The sequence below is a fragment of the Christiangramia oceanisediminis genome (assembly GCF_022570735.2).
Taxonomy (GTDB): Bacteria; Bacteroidota; Bacteroidia; order Flavobacteriales; family Flavobacteriaceae; genus Christiangramia; species Christiangramia oceanisediminis.
Genome location: NZ_JANCNS010000003.1, coordinates 63,671 through 81,639 on the forward strand (window position 1 = coordinate 63,671; position 17,969 = coordinate 81,639).

Genomic DNA, 17,969 nt, shown 5'->3' on the forward strand with positions numbered 1-17,969 from the left:
CTTCTAAATAAATGGGAGGGAATAGATTAAAAATGGAAAGAAAAAAAGATGTGACCCGGTTTCCCGCGTCACATCTCTTATTTTTTAGGCATTTACAGTAAAAGAGACCTTAGCATTCACAGCGTAGGTAACAATCTCGTTGTTCTCTACATTGGCATTCATCTCTTTTACATAAACCGATTTAATGTTTTTTACGGTTTTAGAGGCTTCCTTGACCGCATTGGCCGTGGCCTCATCAAAACTGTTCTTAGAGGTTGCAATAACTTCAATTACTTTAACAATACTCATAATTCTTCATTTTTCAAGTTATACATTCATTGGTCACCTATTAAACTAATTAATAGCCTGCTCTATCTCAAATGATTAACATTGATTAACAGAAGAATCTAAAAGCATGTAAAAAGACTTGAAAGGAAAAGTATCCCGGAATTTTACACCCCAGCATATTTTGAACGGGATAACCCAGGAATGCTAAAGCCTCTGTCTTCCTTTTATGTCTGAAATATTTATGCGGTAAACTATCGGGTTGGCCGGAGTCACCACTTTGCTGGAAAATTCGTTCAGGTAATCCAGGTCTATATTTTCTTTATTCCGAAGAATATTTTTTACCCCTTCTGCAAATTCATGAAGTTTAGTCTTTGCGTCGATAGCCTCCAGCTCTTCAAAACGCCCATAAAGGAGAACAGATCTCCATTCGCTTATATTCTGAATTTCCTCCACCTGGAAAGAGACCTGTGGCTTTTCTCTCATCATTTTAATTTTCACACCTTCCCCGGAATAACTTATTATCGAATTGTTTTTTTCATCAAAGAAATAGGTAATGGGTAAGGTTTCGGGAATACCCCTGTTCAGGTAGGCCAGGTGCCCGATATAATTTTCTTTCAGCAGGGAAAGGCATTCTTCTTTTGTTAAATTTTTCATGACCGAATGTTTTAAAGCAATTAAAGTACTCTAAAACAGTTCTTTAAAAAATAACGGATATCATGTATTATGAATATCTACGATAAAAAAATTGCATGAAGATCCAGAAGGCAAAATTCATAGGTTCACTTAAACCAGAATTTTGACTCTTGGAGGTATTGAAGACTTAATCAAGCTTTGGCTTCCAGCCCGGTGCATATTCCCTCGACCAGTATTTCATAACCTTATCATTCAGTATCCGGCCGGTATTTGGATCTACGTGAAAATCACTATTCGCCCTGTACCCCATATTCGCATAATGTACCATGGCCATGGAGATATTAGCATCGTCGATGGGAGCAGTAAGATCGGCTTTACCGCGAATCGCTTCGAAGAAATTGATCATATGGGCCGTACTCATATCTCCCCCACCGCCTAAGGCAGTACCCGCCTCATTAGTAGCAGACTTGCTTTCGCGTACCACATTTCCATTTCGGTCTTTTAGTACATAGCCTTCACGATCCACGAATACGCTGCCTTCGGTTCCATATATAATGGTCCCCCGGCCAGCACCATAGGTTTGGTAGCCATTGCGGCTTTGTCCGTCCCATTGAATGATCTTATCATCTTTGAATTTATAGGTCGCCAGCATGCTGTCATACATTTCCCAGCCATCCTCTTTAAAATGTCGCTTCGCAGCTTCCACCTGCACATGTTCCGGATAATCAACTTTCAGGGCCCAGCGGGCAATATCCATTTCATGGGTTCCATTATTTCCTGATTCTGCAGTTCCATAATCCCAGCCATACCAGTGCCAGTTATAGTCCCAGGTTTCCCGGGTATATTCCCTTCGCGGCGCCGGCCCCTGGAACAATTCCCAGTCCAATCCCTGCGGAACCGGTACTTTTTGCTGAACCGGAACCTCTCCGCGTGCATTGGTGTAAAAAGCTATCGCTTTATATGGTGAGCCAATCGCCCCATCATGGATTTCCTTGATCACTTCAATGGTATGACCTGAGGATCGCTGCTGGTTACCCATTTGTACTTTTTTACCGTACTTCGAAGCAGCCTCCACCAGCAGCTCATTCTCCCACATATTATGACTGCTGGGTTTTTCAACATATACATTTTTGCCAGCCTGCAGTGCCATGATTGATCCCGGGGTATGCCAGTGATCTGGCGTAGCGTTGATAAGGATGTCTACCTCTTTATCATCCAGTACCTTCCGAACATCATTTTCAAGTTCTGGCTTATAATCAATATGCTTTGAAAATTCTACCTGGGCCCGTTCTCGCTGACTTTCCATCACATCGCAAAGATACATCAGCCGAACGTTGGAAGATTCCATTGATATCGGTTCAAAGTAAGCTCCAAGTCGTCTTCCCAGCCCGGCAATGGCAACATTTAATCTGTCATTAGCCCCAATGATCCTTCGATAGCTTGCCGCCGACATGCCCATCAAGGAACTTCCTGCCATTAAGCCTGCACTCCCCAAAACGGTTTTCGTAATAAAGTCTCTTCTTGTGGTCATAACAGGGATTTTAATAGGTTTTGATCTTGATATTTCTGAAGGCAACCCGGTTTCCATGATCCTGGAGCAGGATACGCCCCTTCTCCAATTCTCCGAAATTAGGCCATTCTACATACTTGCTTTCTGAAACCAGTTTTCTATATTCTTCTGAACCTCTTTCATATTCCAGGACCTTTACGCCGTTCAGCCAGTGCTCTACATGATTGTCTTTAGAGATGATATGAGCCGTGTTCCATTCTCCAACGGGCTTGATAGGCTTATCTGGATCTGCCTGGATAAGGTCGTAAAGCGAAGCCACTGTTCTGCTGCCCTCGTGATTTCCCAGTTTGGCATCAGGGTGCCTGTCATCATCCAGTATCTGGTATTCCAGGCCTATGGAAGAACCGGGTCCTTTGTTCAGATCGGTATCCACATAATATTTAATGCCACTATTGGCACCTTCGGTTATCTTGAAATCCACTTTAAGTTCAAAATCGCCGTACAGAGAATCGGTGACAATATCTCCTCCCGCCGCCGACTCTTTGCCTTCACTCGCCAGCACGATCAAATTCCCGTCTTCGATCACCCAGCCATTTTCCGGAAAATCATCAAGCCGGGCGCCTCTCCAGCCCTCACCGGTTTTTCCATCCCAAAGCAGTTTCCAGCCATCATTTTTTTCAGCATACGTGAGTTCATTTTTGGTAGTTTTCGGGTCCAGTGGACTTTCCTTTGAATATTTTGATAAGCTATCGGTAAGTATCCTGATATTCTTCCACATGACCTCTTTACCGGCCTCATCATTTTCACCGATTGAATGAACCTGAAGGGCAATAAATCCTTCAGAAGTCTTATCATCGATCAAATAGGCCGCTGGCGTATCATTAACCCAGGTTTTAATAGTATCCCCAATGGCTTCAACCCGATAATGATTCCATTCATTTTGTTTGAAAGCTTTTTGTGCTTCAGGATTATTTTCCAGGGTATACAGCCAGCCCCGGCGCGCTTCGTCATAAATTCCACCGCTCCAGGATCTATCTGAAGGATCTATTTCCACCTGGTAACCATGCACCCTTCCGTCCTGGTAACCTGGCAAACTATTGCTCCTTATCTGGATTCCGGAATTCATGATGGAATCCACTTTAAATTCAAGTTCCAGAATAAAATCCTCGTAGGTTTCTTTCGTAACAAGAAAGGAATTGGGAGTATTATGAACCGTCGAGCCAACGATCATGCCGTCCTCGATCCTGTAACTGGCTTCTCCACCTAGTTGTTCCCAGCCGCTAAGATCATTATCATTGGATAAGGAGACCCAGGGATCTTCCTGATCCTCTTTTTCCTCGCAACTCACTAAAAATGTTAAAAAAATAAACAGGAATGGAGCGATCCATTTAATTTTGAAGATATTCATGCTGAAGTTTTTAATAGTTTATGAATATCCTAAATAAACAGGTGATAAACAACTGCTTTTATAATTGACAGTAAAAAACTCTTAAAATCTTGAGGATCCAACGAAGGAAGAATCTGAAAGGTCCAGCCTATTCTCTCAGGTATTCCTGTTTTTCAACCACGCGATAGTCTTTTCCATTCCTTCCTCCAGGCTCGTGTTTGGTTTCCAGTTCAGCATTTTTCCAGCCTTATCAACAGGAAAGAATTTATTGGAGGTAGCCATTTCAATAAAGCCCTTATCGATAGGGGTTTGAACACCCGGAATCTTATTGGCGGCTGCCATTAGTTTAGCCATGAATACCGGAATACCTTTAGGTTTTTTATTACAGGCATCGCCGTAATAATTCATAAAATGTTTCCAGGTGGTAACTTCTGAAGATATATTGAAGGCTTCGCCATTTACGCCCTCAGCTGTGGCCGCTTTTATCATTGCATCCACGACATCGTCCAGGTAAACTGGATTGAAACTATAATTTCCGTCTCCCAGGAAAACAGGCTTACCCTCGCAAACATTCTTATACATCATCGTGGTCCATACTCCGTCGCCGGGTCCGTAGACCATGGACGGACGAATTGCAACAACCTCAACATCATTAAGCTTGCCTGTTTTGAAAGCCAGTTTTTCACCCCTGGCCTTTGTTCTTGGATAATTAGACGGATGGTCCAGGGCAAGCGGAGTTTTTTCATCAAGTGTATCAGACTGAGTCATGTCATAAACTCCAACCGTACTTATATGTACGATACGTTTTACGCCATTACAGGCGGCTGTTTCTACTATTTTACGGGTAGCTAATTCGTTAACCATTTCGGCTGTTTTATCGTCACCGCCAAGGGCTCCAGCACAATGAAATACAAAATCAACTCCCGTGAGCGAATTATCGAGCTCCTGTTCGCTGGTTAGATCAAGAGCCAGTAATTCCACACCAAAATCTTTCAATTTGCCTGCTTTATCCAGTTTCCTCCCGGCGCCCGTTACCTTGGCCTGTTGATCCCTGGCAAGAATTTCAGCCAGCCGGTATCCTATAAATCCCGTGGCACCCGTTACGAGTACCTTTTTTCCAGAAAGCTCTTTGGAGTTCATATCATTCGATTTTTTGGTTGGTTAATAAAAAGCCTGCGAGTAGCGAATTAACTTAAAGATATAAAAGAAAAATTCAATCATGATTTATAGACTGGCCTATTCCAGCACCAAACCTGTACCTATTTTTCCCAGCAGGTACTTATTATGATCTATGACCAGGATATCATTGGTTTTACTCAATTTTTCCAGAATATCAAATAACAAATCTATATCAGCGAAATGAAGTCCGGTGCTGGGTTCGTCCAAAATATAGAGTGCATTGGAATTTTGTTCCTGCAACCAGTTGAGCAGTAATAATCGTTGCTTTTCTCCTGAAGATAATGATTGCACCGGCTGGTCCAGCCTCAAATGCCCTAAACCGATCTCCTCTAAATGTTTCAGGAAGCCGAATTTTTTGTTATTTGAATCAAATTGAACCAACCAGGCCTGCAATTCGTTGATGTTCAGTGCAAGCACCTCAGCGATATTTTTGGAATCCACCTTGTGCTCCAGGATTTCATCTTTATAACGCTTACCATTACAGTCCTCGCAAAGTTCAATTGAATTCGCTGCCACATCTAGGGAAGTTTCTACATAGCCTTTTCCCTTGCAGGTAGGACACTGACTCGTTTTTGTCTTATAGGAAAAGTCACGTGGCTTTAATCCTGTTTCTTTTGAAAATATCCTGCCTAGTTCTTTCAAAATATCCAGGTAAGACACCAATAAGGTTTTTGCCTGTGACCTTAACTTCCTGCTCTCAAAATAGTAGGCCCCGGAATAGGTTTTGGGAAATTGAATGTTTTCACAATTAACAGGTTTACCCGTTTCTATACCTGGTAGGATGATCTCTTTTACCAGGGTGGTTTTACCTATTCCGGATTTTCCGCTTATCGCGGTGATCCCTCCCACGGGTACTTCCAGCTTATCTTTCACCAGGCTGTGCTTCGAAAGTTTCTGGATCTTTATGAATTCTTCACCCTTTTCTAATTCAATTTTTTCCGAAGGCTTTTTCAGATATGGATGACAGCCAGGTTGCTTAATAAATTCCTGCGGACTACCCTCGAAGCTTATATAGCCTCCATGCCTACCTGCCTGGGGTCCTAGTTCAACCAATTGATCAGCGGAAAGAATGATCTCCTTATTATGTTCGATTACAATAACGGTATTGCCCTTACCGATCAGCTCTTTCAGAATATTTATAAGATCTGGAATATTATCATTCGAAAGTCCGGCGGAAGGTTCATCCAGTAAATAAGTTATTCCTTTCAAAGGAGAGTTCAACTGTTTGATCAATGCTACCCGCTGATTTTCTCCACCTGAAAGCGTGTTGGATCTTCGGTTCAGTTGCAGATGATCAATGTGCAATTCCCTGGCTCTTTTGATAGTATTGCTGAGATGCGGCTGAATCTTAGAAATGAGTTTTATATCCACTTCATCCTCAACCTCATGGGCCTTTAACCATTTCCACAGCAAATTAAAATCCATTGATTTTATTTCATGAATGCTGCGGCCGCCGATGTGGAAATTTAATCGTTCCGGTTTTAATCCGCTTCCATCACAGTTACTGCACTGGGATGGTGAAAAAAGCGCCGTAAGGCTTGCGATATTCTTATTTTTCCGGGTCTTGAAATATTCGTCCTTTAAGTAATGAAAAAGACCTTCCCAGGGCCTGTTCAGTTCCTGGCTTCCTTTTCTGGTTTTTGTTCTGAATTCCCAGTTGGTCTTCCAGATAGTTTCACCCGTCCCATGAAATATAATCTCTTTTTGATCATCTGTGAACTCTCTAAAGGGAGTATCAAGGCCGAAACCATACTCCTTCCCAACTTCATTTAAAATCGCCATATACTGGCTACCTGCCTGGCCGTAATATGACAGGGCCTTGTTGTGTTCAAAAAGTCCGTTTGCAATAGTCCTGTTTTCGTCCAGAACGATCTTAGTGAGGTCGGGAAGCAATTCTTCCCCGTAACCATCACAAACAGGGCATTTTCCCAATTCATGATTACTGGAAAAATGACTTGCCGATAAATCTTTACCTTCATATTGCGCCTTTCGGGAAAAAGCAAAACGCAATATTTTCTCTATTCCGGTTTGCCGGGCAATATCAGATCGCTCAGTAAAACTTTTTTCTTTGCGGGTTACGCAAATCGTTGGGCTAAGCCCTTCAATATGTTCCACCTCGAACTGAAAATTCACTCCCACCCTGGATTGCTGGTAAGCCGAAAATTGTTTCGTCATCTCCTGAAGTCCGTAACCATGCAAGGTATCGATCACCAAAGAAGATTTTCCAGATCCTGAGATCCCCGTTACGACCGAAAGTTGATGTTTCGGAAATTCAATGTTAAGGTCTTTCAGGTAATGCGTTCTGGCACCTTTAATTGAAATGCGATCTCTTTTCTGGTCAATAGGCTTTTTTAATTGGAAAGCTTCGGCCTTTAAAGCATTATTTACCTGCTTATCGCAATTTTCTAAAAAGAGCGGATGATTCTCAAAACAAATAATCCCTGCGGTTTGTTCTTTCAGTTCATGCAAAGCAGCTATAAGCTGTCTCACGTTTTGCTGGTGCAAACCAATACTGGGCTCTTCCAGGATAAGGATGCTCTTCCTGGACTGTTTAGCGAAATGCTTGGTGAGTTTGATACGTTGGGCTTCGCCTCCCGATAAGGTATTGGAAGGCTGTCCCAGCTTTATATATCCCAGCCCTAATTTCAGCATTAGAGACAGTATTTTGGTGATCTTTTTTTCACCACTAAAGAAATCGAAAGCTTCCTCAATACTAAGGTCGTAGAATTCGGAAATATTCTTTTTATTCCAATGTACCTGTAAGACTTCCGGTTTAAATCTTTTTCCGTTACAGGTTGGGCAAACCTGGTTAATAGTACCCATCACGTTCATGGAGAGGGTGATCACACCGGCTCCCTCACAGGTCTCACATCTTCCTCGTTTGTTATTAAAGGAAAAGGCGCTTTTTGACAATTTATGAGATTTTGCCTCATCTGATTTAGCCAGGAGATCCCGAATCTTATCAGCCAGCCCGGTATAGGTTGCGGGGTTACTTCGGGGTGTTTTTCCAATTGGCTGGTCTGACACCCTTACCAGTTTCAGATCTTTACTTTCAGCATATTCGTCAAGCTTTTGAAGGATGCCAACCGTTTTCCTTTTCACGACGCTCAGATCTCCCTGTCCTGGCTGAAAGGAATCTGCAGTCTCAAGCTTAGGCTCCTTTTCTATTTCGGCAGCTTCCTTCTTTAATTCGGTTAAAGTCGGACTATCCAGCTTCTTTGCGTTCAGGAAATTTTCAACTCTGCCATTAAAAATAATTTCTCCTCCATGTGCCCCGGCTTCAGGACCTAATTCCACGATCCAGTCTGCCGAACGGATAAAATTCAGGTCGTGCTCCACTACCATCACCGTATTCCCACGGCTGATAAGCCTGGCGAGGATATGCCTTAGATAGGCCTGGTATTCTTCTGATAAACCTATGGAAGGTTCATCAAAAACATACAATATCCCCTGCAGGTTGGAATTCACCTGTTTGATCAATTTTATTCGCTGGGCATCCCCCGAGGAAATATCACTGCTTGGAGTGCTTAAAGCGTACTCCTCCATCCCTAGCCTTACCAGGTCAAAAAGCTGCGTGCAGATCTTGTCAACTAACACCTGCTCTCCGCTGCTTAGATCAAGACCAATCAGTTTTTCATATAGCTCTTTTAAAGGAAGATCCATCCATTGTTTGAAGTTCATTCCATGCCACTTGAACTGTAGATGTTCAGCCTTGATTCTGGCGCCCTTACAACTGGGACAAACATGGGAACTTACGAATCTTAGAATATTCTTGTTCCGGTCCAGCTTCAAAATATTGTTCATTATGGGAAGCATGCCCTTGTAATAGCCTTCTTCACGGGGCTTTGCTTTCAGGCCTTTCCATCGCAGGCGGGATTCAATGCTATGTTTTCCGTAGAAAACCTTGATACGTTCGCTCCCGTTCAAAACCACATCTTTTTGCTCCTCGGTAAGTTCCTTCCAGGGGATATCCACGCTAAAACCATGCGCCTTACAAACCTTGTCCATTTCCTCTACCGTGATCTGGGAATACACGATGTACCCGCTAGGTAAAGTGGTGGTAATGGCACCTTCCCTAAGGCTTTTGTTTTCATCTCCCACCAGTTTATCGATATCGATATATTCGGCCTCTCCTATTCCGCGGCATTTTTCACAGGCTCCACGTGGATGATTAAAAGAGAACAGGGATTTGCTCATTTTCTCACTTCCCGAATAGCGGGCGAACAAAATTCTGAAAACCGCGGTCAATTCAGAAAGCGTCCCAAAGGTGGTATTAATCGACTGAAAACGCTTTGACTGCTCTACCCTGATAACGGGAGGCAAACCTTCGATGGAATCGACCTCGGCAGTTGGAATGGATTGGGCATTCTGCTGATTATACGCCGGAAGGCTTTCCAGGAAATACCGGTAACCCTCATTGGCGATCACATCCATGGCCAGGGAAGATTTACCCGAACCTGAAAGTCCGGTCACCACGATCAGCTGGTTTTCAGGAAGGTCCAGATCAATATTCTTCAGGTTGTTCTGGTGGACATTGACAATACGCATAAAGGCTTGGCTTTCTAAAATTGAAAAATTAAAGATAGAGAGATTATAAGACCCGGGAATAGGATTTGCCACTAAAACCGGGAAGATTGAGAAAGGATTTAAAAACTAAAACTTCGGTTTAGTTCCAAATAAAATCTGAATTAACCATTTGGTATGCTTATATTTAAACAAAAAGCTATGTTCGGATTATTTAAGAAAAAATCGGAAATCGAAAAACTTGAGATCAAATACAGAAAACTCCTGGAAGATTCACACCGCCTATCTACCAGCAATAGAAGCCTCAGCGATGATAAGGCGTTCGAAGCCAACGAGGTGCTCAAGCAGATCGATGAACTGAAGGCAAAAAAGTAAATAGACCTGTTGAATTAAATTTCAGAAAGTACTCCCATGAGAATAAAACCAGTAGTTATATGGGAATTTTTTCAGCTCGCTATTGCCATACTTCTGGCCAGTATTGGTCTAAAAGCCTTTTTAATACCTAATGGATTCCTTGATGGCGGAGTAACCGGGATTTCAATCCTGTTGAGTACCTTAACCGGTATTGAGATCTCCGTGATCCTGCCCATCATTAGCCTGCCTTTCTTTATAGTGGGCTGGTTCGTTATTTCCAGGAGAATCGTGATCAGGTCCCTGATCTCGGTATTGATACTTTCGTTGATCATTCACTTTGAAAACTTTGAACCTATTACCGATGATAAGCTGCTCATTTCCATTTTTGGAGGTCTTTTTCTTGGAGCAGGAATTGGACTGGCCATCAAGAACGGGTCGGTACTCGACGGGTCTGAGATCCTTGGCATTTTCATCAATGAAAGAACGGGCCTGTCCATAGGGCTCATCATTTTCTGGTTCAATGTGATCCTGTTCCTGCTTGCAGGTTTTCTATTTTCCCTGGAAATTGCCATGTATTCGGTATTAACCTTTATCATAACCGCGAAAACCATCGATCTGCTGCTGGAAGGTTTTGAAGATTATGTTGGCCTCATGATCGTTACCTCTAATTCTGAAAAAATGCAGGCCGCTCTGATCAAAGATATTGGCCAGGGAATGACCATTTACCAGGGTAAGAAAGGGTACGGAAGCCAGGGTGAAAAACAGGATCTTGAGATCATACATACGGTGATCAACCGGATCGACTCCAAAAAGGTTTACAATGTTTTGCAGTCTATCGATAAAGATGCTTTTATTATTGAATTTGATGTAAATAAGGTTACGGGTGGAGTCTTAAGAAAATACCTGACAACCAGAGCTCAAAGAAAATTAGCACCCAGCCTGTTCCAGAATGAAATCGCAGATGCGTGATAATTGATTCGATTTAAAAAGATAATATAAAAAAGCACCTAAATACCTGACTATCCTTCATTTAATAATTTTCGATTAAATTTAGTTCAGTTTGACTAATCATTCGAAAAATGAAATTCTTTAGGAGGATCAGGCAAAAGCTGCTTTCTGAAAATAAATTCAGCAAATACCTGGTCTACGCCATTGGTGAAATTGTGCTGGTGGTCATAGGGATCCTGATCGCTCTGGGCATCAATAATTACAACCAGGAGCAAATTCTAAGGAAAAAGGAACAGGTCTACCTGAACGGCCTGAAAGATGAATTCCAGACCAGTAAACGAAAACTTACCGAACTGATCTCGGTGAACCATGCAAATTATAATGAAGCCAAGCAGATCATCGAGATCATAACAGCTGGTAGAGAGCCATCTGAGGCCGATTTCTCCAAACTACTTTTTAACGCCTTTGCTTTTGAGATCTCATTTAATCCTAACAATTCACTGATCAACGAGATGATCAATTCCGGAAACCTGAACAATATCAGGAATCCTGAACTGCGCCAGAAACTCACCAACTGGTTCGCCATGCTCCAGGACATTTCCAAACAGGAAACTGAACTGGGGATGCAACGTGAAAAAGTGCTGAATATGTTCAGTTCTAACGAACATAGTCTAAGAACCATATTTGAACACACGGGAATGTTCAGGGAATTGGAACTAACCGAAGAGCAAAACAAGATCAGCAACCTTGGGTTACTGAATTCCACCAAATTCGAAAACAACGTTTTGATGTTCATTTCTGCCAGTCATTCTACCGAGCACACACATTATAAAACTTTGATGCAGGAAATAAATTCGATTCTTAGCCTGATAAGCCTGGAAATCAACGAGTAAAATTTATTGTCCATTATTTCAACTACTTTGCTAAATTAGCCGCTGAAATTTTATTAGCTCTAAACAAAAATCCACTACCAGACAGGTCTTTACGACCTGCTCCCAATCTATCTACCCATGAATCTGAAACATTTAGGCTGCCTCATGATCCTGCTATTTCTTTTGAGTAGCTGTTCTTCGAAAATGAAAATTACCGGGAACTCCACCTCATCTTTAACTCCCTTGAGGGCTAATGAAAGCGTGGTAATTATAGAGGAAAATGAAAATTTAGACCAAACCGAAACCAATGCAAAAATCGGAAGTTTTGAGATCAAAGATGGTGGTCTAAGCCTAGACTGTTCTTATGAGAGGGTTCAGAGCCTGGCAAAAGACAAAGCTCGCAGTGTGGGTGGAAATACCGTTAAGATAACCGAACATAAACTCCCAGGCACCTGGTCTACCTGTCACCGAATCAAGTTTGAGGTTTATAAGATAGCTGATATCACTCCCTACCAGGAAGAGATGATCTGGAGCGCGAACAATAAATTAAAGTGGGAATATTTTAAGGCTCCTCCAAAATTTGAAAGAAATTCCATGTTCTGTGGTTTTATAGATGTGCAGTTCAACGATATCAAGCTTCTGAATGATAACGGTAAGGTTAATATCAACCCTATATTCTTATTTGAATGTTCGTATGTTCAGCCTTCAGAAAAGAGCGAAAATCTACTCGATTATAATCAGGTGAAATTTGACCTGTTAGAGGTCTACGCCAGGAAGATGCGAAGCGAATTTGACAAATCGTCAATCGACACCCTGGATGAATGGACGAAGTTTGCTCAGAATATCTATGATAAGGTTCAAAAAGAATACGAAACCGATATCTATAATTACGAAGTTGAAACCAACTTTGGCCAAAATCATACCGAAGTGGTTGGCTGGCAATACATGGTGAAAAATGAACTGGAGGAGCTAACTGAATACTCTTCGGACCGGTCTTAAGCCAGTCAAAAAATTTCGTTTTATTGCCGATCATTCTTAGCGATGAACAGCTATTTCTGAATTGTGATAATTATAGGTATTCACTGGTAAGCTCGGCAGTTACCGCTCCCCCTTCCAGTGTTTCAATAAGTCCCAGGGCGGCCCGCTCACCAGATAGGATAGCGGCATTTTGGGAGCCGTTTAATAACTGGTCGCCAGCCAGGAAAATACGGTTGCTCAGCCTGGTTTCGGTAGGCATGATCTCGTATTGGAGGGATTGCAGATCTGGCAGGGCCTTTTTTATTATATAATGTTTTATAAGCCGTTCCGTTTCGATCCCGCAATATTCTTTTAGTTCTGATCTAAGTTTTTCTTCCATTTCCGTTTCATCAAGATCGGTATCTTTCACCACCGTGACCGAAATAAGGTAATCACCTTTATGATCCTCATTTAAAGAGGAGTGATAAAATATATTGTTGACAAGCGAATTGTCGTCGGCTATCAAGCCTATCATTCTTCCCTCGATTGCCTGGTTGCTGGCAGTAAAATAAAAACAATGGCAGGATTTCCATTTTGTCCCCTGTTTTCGCAGGTTGGAGATCAGTGGTGCCGCTTCAGAAGCAATAATGCTGAAATGGCTTTCTATTTCTTTTCCGCTTTTAAGAAATATCCGGGAATCGGTTACTCTTTCAACCGGAGAATTAAAATGAATTTTGGTATGCTTCAATTCGCTGGCCAGACTTCTAGTGATCTCTCCAATTCCTTTCCTGGGGATCACAGCCCTACCCTCTGCGAACATTTTAAAAACAAACCTGAACATCCTGGAAGATGTGCGGAGTTCAGACTCCAGGAAAATTCCGCTGAAAAAAGGCTTGAAGAATTTCGAGATGACCTTTTCAGAAAAGCCTTTATGCTGAAGATATTCCAACGTAGAAACCTCTTTTTCTTCAAAGATCTCGTTTAGGCTGGTTCTTTTTAACTCGAGGCTCAGCCTTAAGATTTTCCACATATCCGAAAGACTGGCTATACCCGAAAATGCACTGGGACCCAATAACGAAGGTTGCCGGCTTGGATCACCGATCTTTGAGCTTTTGCCCTTTTCAAAGATCATCGCTCCTGGCACCAGTTCTTTAAGATCTAAACTTTCCAGATCAATGTACTGTTTAACTTTAGGATATTCTGAAAGCATAACCTGGAAACCCCTGTCGAGATGAAAACCGTCTACCTCATCGGTGCGAATTCTTCCACCAACCTTTTCTGAACTTTCCAAAATCACGGGTCTATATCCCTTATTTTCTAATACCCTGGCAGCTATAAGTCCGCTAAGACCTGCTCCGACAATATGTATTTTATAATCAGGTTTGTTCATTTAAAATTTTTATAATTCGAAATCCTGAACTATCTAAAAAGTAGCTGATCAATTTTTTTTCTCAGGATTTGGAATGATAGCCTTTGCCTGTTTTTTTAGTTCCTTTAAAATTTTGGAATCAAAATAGACGCCATCATAGTGCATATCGGCTAAAACAAAATGTTCCCTGGTTTTCTTGTGATAAGTATCCATTTTTATTTTAAAGATACTATTTTTTGTTTAATGATTTTATCTAAAAATTAAACATTTAGTCCAAATTTAACAGCTAATGATCGCGTGGATAAGATTTTAAACCAAACGGAGCAGATTTCTCTTAAACGATTTTAGTTACCTATAAATTCAGGTTTGCTTTCGAACCTGATAATTTTGAAGTGTAAACCAGATTCCCAGGGAAATTAGGTAGATGATAAGCCCGTATAAACTGCTGATCATGGAAACCTTGAAACCTGCTGCAATCAATGATGGGGAAGCTTCTACCATTTCTAGTTCGATCGCCCGGAAAGCCGAGAATAAACCTATTAATTGTCCCAGCAGTCCCGTTACAAATGCGATAAGGCCAAGGTCCCTAATGAGGTTCAGTGGGTTTCCAGCCTGCTTCCGGTACTTGTTTTTACTGGAAAAGACCTGGGATCCACGTATTAACGAGATCACCAGTACACTTAATAGAATAGCGGTAAGTATGCCCATAAAGATGGGCCCTCCTTTGTAAAAGTATTTCAGCATTATTTAAAGACTAAGCGTTATAAAGGTATCAAAAAGCGACAGAATAGTAACATGCCAATCTGGAGTATTACTTAAATCAAAATTTTCCACTTTTCTGAAATAATATTCTTTTATATTCACTTTGAATATGACCAGGCGCATTGGCTTACATATATTATACTGGATCCTTATCCTGATATTCCTGAGCATCTTTTTCGGCTTCATCTGGAAAAGTGGTTTGCTGGCCTTCTATTTTTCGAGCCTGTTGCTACCCATAGTCATTGGAACCACCTACTATTTCAACTTTCACCTGGTTCCTCAATATCTCTTAAAAGGAAAGTACCGAAAGTTCAGCCTGTATTTCTTTTCCATGCTGGTCATTTCCCTTTACCTGGAAATGCTGGTCGCCCTGGTATCTTTTCTTTTCATTGCTGAAGCCAGTACAGCTGCCATTGAATTACAGGGACTTTCCATATTCATTCTTGGGATCACCCTCTACCTGATCGTCTTTATCAGCAGTTTCATCCGCTTGCTTTTCCAGCTAAAAAAGAATACCAAGCTGGTCGAAAACCTTCAAACCGAACAGGAAAAGAATGCGCAGCAAAGTCTTCTTGTGAAGGTGAATCGAAAGAATCACCAGGTTCCTCTCAACGACCTGCTTTATATTGAAAGTTTAAGTGATTATGTGAAAATCGTTACCAGTGAAACCGAATTGACCACCCGCGAACGAATAACCCATCTTGACTCCAGCCTGCCACAAAATTTCATCAGGATACACCGTTCCTTTATCATCAATAAGGAGAAAGTGAATTCGTTCAGCAATACCGAGGTAATGATCAATGGAAATTCAATTCCAATAAGCCGTACCTATAAAAAAACTGCCCTGGAGGTTCTCGAAGCTCAACAGATCAAACCGGAATAACAACAAATCCCTTAAAGGATCAACCAGAAACCTTTGGGTGATCTTACAGGCTATGCTAACATGAAATACTGCCGAATACAGCATTATTAAAGCTTTTATCGGCAGAATGCAGGTTAGGTAATGGATATGACATTGCGTTTTTAGGTACGCTGCCCTAAACTTGAACCTATAATTTTTTAAATAAAATGTCATGCAGGAATTTGAGATCGTCATTCTGGTTGTAAGCCTTATTTATCTCCTTTTTAATCGAAAGCTGAACACTAAAAAATCCAGGCCATACATCCTGGGAATTCTCATCCTCGCCCTCGGCCTTCATCTAATATTAGAAGGTTTTCGCTGGCAGATGATCCCAGCCTATCTTCTCTGGCTTATTTCGTTTTTTACCGTTATTAGATTTTCTGAAAATAAAGCCAAAAGATGGCAGCAAATTCTCAAAGGCATTGGCCTTATCTTTTTAACAATAATGGCCGTTATCCTCCCGAGTCTGTTTCCTGTTTTTGAACTTCCGGAAAACACGGGTGAATTCTATGTGGGCACCAGGGACATCTACCTGGAATTGGAACGCGAAGAGGTGATCACCCCCGAAAAAACCGATAAAAGAAAGATCATGATCAAAGCCTGGTATCCTTCCCTGGAAGCCACGGGTATTGAAGATCCTTATATCGACGAGGCCGGGAGAACAGGTTTCGCCCAGAAATATGGTTTACCCGGATTTATGTTCGATTACCTGGATAAAGTAACCACCAACGTGTACCGGGAATCAGAATTAGCACCCGGCGCGTTCCCTGTACTGGTATTTTCACATGGCTATAACTCAAAGGCCAATGGATATTACGCCTTGCTTTCAGAGATTGTTAGTCATGGATATATTGTCCTGGCGATCAATCACACCTATGAAAGTACAGGAACTAGTTTTCCTACTGGCGAGCAGGAATACTTTGACTATGAGTTCGCACAGCAAATCGAATCGGATACCTGGCATCAAATGGAACCTGTGATTGAAGCCTTTAACAGCGACCTATCGTTCGAACAGCGTCATCCTATTATAAAAAAGGGCCTAACCACCTACTTCGTAAAGGATATGGTGGAGCGATGGTCCACCGATATTATAGATGTCGTCAATGAATTGGATAACTGGAACCAAACAGGTTTTCTCCGGAAACATTTAGACCTTAACAAAATCGGGGTTTTTGGGCATTCCAGGGGTGGCGGGGCCGCCGGGGATGCTGCTCTTAAGGACCCAAGGATACAGGCAGGGGTTAATATTGATGGAGTGCAGTGGGGAGATATCGTGGATAGCAGGTTTCAGAAACCATTCCTGTTCATCTCTGCGGACTGGCCGGAAGATCATGAAGACCTTAACCAGCATGCCTATGTAAATAGAAGCAGTTCGGTCTTTTACGAGGCTTTGATCAAAAAAACAGGTCATAGCAATTTCATGGATATCCCTTTTATGCTGCCTTTGAATAGTATTAGCGGTGCAGGAGAAATCGATCCTTACCAGGGAATGGAAATTACTAACAGGCTCGTAAGGTCTTTTTTCGATAAACACTTAAAACATAAAGATCTTGACCTGGCGAATTTAGACACCGAATACAGCTTATTAGTAATACAAAGCTATAACGGTGACACCCAGCTATCTGAAAAGAATTGAATAAGTAAACCTTCAATCCTACTGAATACCGATCAATTTTTTTATGTTTAACCGTAATAAGTAACTGAGCTATTACCAGTTGAAAAACCAAAGAAATTCTATGAAAAATTTCCTATAATAATTTGTTTGATCTGTTCACATTTCCTGTTAGCCCAGGGCCAAAGTGGACTCCAAATGACTACCGATTACTCCGCCAGTGATTCTGACCTCAGGGATATTCTCAATTTTGAAGGTATCGATTATATGAAGATCAGTTTCTATGATGAGAGGTTGAAGAATAAAGGCTATCATATAAGCGTGAAGGAGATCTGGGATGGAAAAATTATTAATGATACTACAGTTTTCAATAGCCGGGATATAAGCATTGAGAAATATGAGACTATAAATGATACAGTTCTTAATTTCAGAATTGTTTCCAAACATACCCCTGATAATAAATTAAAAATGAGTTTTCTTTTTCCCAGATTCGGGGTGACCAGGGAGTATGATGCCATTGATTCAGATGAGTACAGTCTCAGGAACCTGGCAGCCGAAAGTGACCTGGAGATAAGCCTGGATAAAAAATTCTATTTGCTTGCCTATATTCTGCCCTATGAAAACGAAGATGGTTCGAAATCGTGGTGTCGGGTTGGAAGCAGCGACAAGATCGTTGAAAATTAGGGTGAGGAAT

Annotated in this window: 16 protein-coding genes; 7 read left to right on the top strand and 9 right to left on the bottom strand. The window is 41.6% G+C overall.

Annotated elements, in window-relative coordinates:
* Positions 1 to 84: 84 nt before the first annotated feature.
* The 6 genes from MKO06_RS13030 to MKO06_RS13055 form a co-directional block, all read right to left on the bottom strand.
* Positions 85 to 288 (bottom strand): dodecin family protein, encoded by a 204-nt coding sequence (locus MKO06_RS13030; RefSeq protein ID WP_241552500.1) that lies wholly within the window; start codon positions 286 to 288, stop codon positions 85 to 87.
* A 183-nt stretch (positions 289 to 471) separates the two neighbouring features.
* Positions 472 to 921 (bottom strand): pyridoxamine 5'-phosphate oxidase family protein, encoded by a 450-nt coding sequence (locus tag MKO06_RS13035; protein WP_241552501.1) that lies wholly within the window; start codon positions 919 to 921, stop codon positions 472 to 474.
* A 166-nt stretch (positions 922 to 1,087) separates the two neighbouring features.
* Positions 1,088 to 2,431 carry a Gfo/Idh/MocA family protein gene (locus MKO06_RS13040; RefSeq protein ID WP_241552502.1) on the bottom strand — a complete coding sequence of 448 codons (1,344 nt, stop codon included), beginning with the start codon at positions 2,429 to 2,431 and terminating at the stop codon, positions 1,088 to 1,090.
* Between the two features lie 10 nt (positions 2,432 to 2,441).
* Complete coding sequence (locus MKO06_RS13045; RefSeq protein ID WP_241552503.1) at positions 2,442 to 3,818, bottom strand: 3-keto-disaccharide hydrolase; 1,377 nt, start codon at positions 3,816 to 3,818, stop codon at positions 2,442 to 2,444.
* Positions 3,819 to 3,953: 135 nt separating this feature from the next.
* Positions 3,954 to 4,937 carry an NAD-dependent epimerase/dehydratase family protein gene (locus MKO06_RS13050; protein ID WP_241552504.1) on the bottom strand — a complete coding sequence of 328 codons (984 nt, stop codon included), beginning with the start codon at positions 4,935 to 4,937 and terminating at the stop codon, positions 3,954 to 3,956.
* A 96-nt stretch (positions 4,938 to 5,033) separates the two neighbouring features.
* Positions 5,034 to 9,524 (bottom strand): excinuclease ABC subunit UvrA, encoded by a 4,491-nt coding sequence (locus MKO06_RS13055; RefSeq protein WP_241552505.1) that lies wholly within the window; start codon positions 9,522 to 9,524, stop codon positions 5,034 to 5,036.
* Positions 9,525 to 9,701: 177 nt separating this feature from the next.
* Here MKO06_RS13055 and MKO06_RS13060 point away from each other — a divergent pair, with 177 nt between their 5' ends.
* From MKO06_RS13060 to MKO06_RS13075, 4 genes are all read left to right on the top strand, one after another.
* Entirely contained in the window at positions 9,702 to 9,875 is a 174-nt protein-coding gene (locus MKO06_RS13060) for a Lacal_2735 family protein (protein ID WP_241552506.1), read from the top strand.
* Between the two features lie 36 nt (positions 9,876 to 9,911).
* Positions 9,912 to 10,823 carry a YitT family protein gene (locus MKO06_RS13065; protein WP_241552507.1) on the top strand — a complete coding sequence of 304 codons (912 nt, stop codon included), beginning with the start codon at positions 9,912 to 9,914 and terminating at the stop codon, positions 10,821 to 10,823.
* Between the two features lie 110 nt (positions 10,824 to 10,933).
* On the top strand, positions 10,934 to 11,695 hold the full coding sequence (locus MKO06_RS13070; protein WP_241552508.1) for a DUF6090 family protein: 762 nt from the start codon (positions 10,934 to 10,936) through the stop codon (positions 11,693 to 11,695).
* Positions 11,696 to 11,812: 117 nt separating this feature from the next.
* Entirely contained in the window at positions 11,813 to 12,673 is an 861-nt protein-coding gene (locus MKO06_RS13075; RefSeq protein ID WP_241552509.1) for a hypothetical protein, read from the top strand.
* A gap of 70 nt (positions 12,674 to 12,743) precedes the next feature.
* On the opposite strand, the gene MKO06_RS13080 is transcribed toward MKO06_RS13075, so the two are convergent.
* From MKO06_RS13080 to MKO06_RS13090, 3 genes are all read right to left on the bottom strand, one after another.
* Entirely contained in the window at positions 12,744 to 14,021 is a 1,278-nt protein-coding gene (locus MKO06_RS13080; RefSeq protein WP_241552510.1) for an NAD(P)/FAD-dependent oxidoreductase, read from the bottom strand.
* Positions 14,022 to 14,069: 48 nt separating this feature from the next.
* Positions 14,070 to 14,213 carry a hypothetical protein gene (locus MKO06_RS13085; protein ID WP_241552511.1) on the bottom strand — a complete coding sequence of 48 codons (144 nt, stop codon included), beginning with the start codon at positions 14,211 to 14,213 and terminating at the stop codon, positions 14,070 to 14,072.
* Positions 14,214 to 14,360: 147 nt separating this feature from the next.
* Positions 14,361 to 14,744, bottom strand: a complete 384-nt coding sequence (locus MKO06_RS13090) for a MotA/TolQ/ExbB proton channel family protein (RefSeq protein ID WP_241552512.1) — start codon at positions 14,742 to 14,744, stop codon at positions 14,361 to 14,363.
* Positions 14,745 to 14,871: 127 nt separating this feature from the next.
* On the opposite strand from MKO06_RS13090, the gene MKO06_RS13095 reads away from it, so the two are divergent.
* The 3 genes from MKO06_RS13095 to MKO06_RS13105 all read left to right on the top strand — a co-directional run bounded on the left by MKO06_RS13095 (position 14,872) and on the right by MKO06_RS13105 (position 17,959).
* Complete coding sequence (locus tag MKO06_RS13095) at positions 14,872 to 15,645, top strand: LytR/AlgR family response regulator transcription factor (protein ID WP_241552513.1); 774 nt, start codon at positions 14,872 to 14,874, stop codon at positions 15,643 to 15,645.
* A 190-nt stretch (positions 15,646 to 15,835) separates the two neighbouring features.
* Positions 15,836 to 17,299, top strand: a complete 1,464-nt coding sequence (locus tag MKO06_RS13100; RefSeq protein ID WP_241552514.1) for an alpha/beta hydrolase family protein — start codon at positions 15,836 to 15,838, stop codon at positions 17,297 to 17,299.
* 174 nt (positions 17,300 to 17,473) lie between these two features.
* Positions 17,474 to 17,959, top strand: coding sequence for a hypothetical protein (locus tag MKO06_RS13105; protein WP_241552515.1), 486 nt, complete (start codon positions 17,474 to 17,476; stop codon positions 17,957 to 17,959).
* Positions 17,960 to 17,969 lie beyond the last annotated feature (10 nt).

Coding starts and splice junctions, on each gene's coding strand:
- MKO06_RS13060 (WP_241552506.1), top strand. CDS start 9,702: ATGTTCGGATTATTTAAGAAAAAATCGGAAATCGAAAAACTTGAGATC.
- MKO06_RS13055 (WP_241552505.1), bottom strand. CDS start 9,524: ATGCGTATTGTCAATGTCCACCAGAACAACCTGAAGAATATTGATCTG.
- MKO06_RS13090 (WP_241552512.1), bottom strand. CDS start 14,744: ATGCTGAAATACTTTTACAAAGGAGGGCCCATCTTTATGGGCATACTT.
- MKO06_RS13065 (WP_241552507.1), top strand. CDS start 9,912: ATGAGAATAAAACCAGTAGTTATATGGGAATTTTTTCAGCTCGCTATT.
- MKO06_RS13030 (WP_241552500.1), bottom strand. CDS start 288: ATGAGTATTGTTAAAGTAATTGAAGTTATTGCAACCTCTAAGAACAGT.
- MKO06_RS13085 (WP_241552511.1), bottom strand. CDS start 14,213: ATGGATACTTATCACAAGAAAACCAGGGAACATTTTGTTTTAGCCGAT.
- MKO06_RS13040 (WP_241552502.1), bottom strand. CDS start 2,431: ATGACCACAAGAAGAGACTTTATTACGAAAACCGTTTTGGGGAGTGCA.
- MKO06_RS13105 (WP_241552515.1), top strand. CDS start 17,474: ATGACTACCGATTACTCCGCCAGTGATTCTGACCTCAGGGATATTCTC.
- MKO06_RS13070 (WP_241552508.1), top strand. CDS start 10,934: ATGAAATTCTTTAGGAGGATCAGGCAAAAGCTGCTTTCTGAAAATAAA.
- MKO06_RS13075 (WP_241552509.1), top strand. CDS start 11,813: ATGAATCTGAAACATTTAGGCTGCCTCATGATCCTGCTATTTCTTTTG.
- MKO06_RS13095 (WP_241552513.1), top strand. CDS start 14,872: ATGACCAGGCGCATTGGCTTACATATATTATACTGGATCCTTATCCTG.
- MKO06_RS13035 (WP_241552501.1), bottom strand. CDS start 921: ATGAAAAATTTAACAAAAGAAGAATGCCTTTCCCTGCTGAAAGAAAAT.
- MKO06_RS13080 (WP_241552510.1), bottom strand. CDS start 14,021: ATGAACAAACCTGATTATAAAATACATATTGTCGGAGCAGGTCTTAGC.
- MKO06_RS13045 (WP_241552503.1), bottom strand. CDS start 3,818: ATGAATATCTTCAAAATTAAATGGATCGCTCCATTCCTGTTTATTTTT.
- MKO06_RS13100 (WP_241552514.1), top strand. CDS start 15,836: ATGCAGGAATTTGAGATCGTCATTCTGGTTGTAAGCCTTATTTATCTC.
- MKO06_RS13050 (WP_241552504.1), bottom strand. CDS start 4,937: ATGAACTCCAAAGAGCTTTCTGGAAAAAAGGTACTCGTAACGGGTGCC.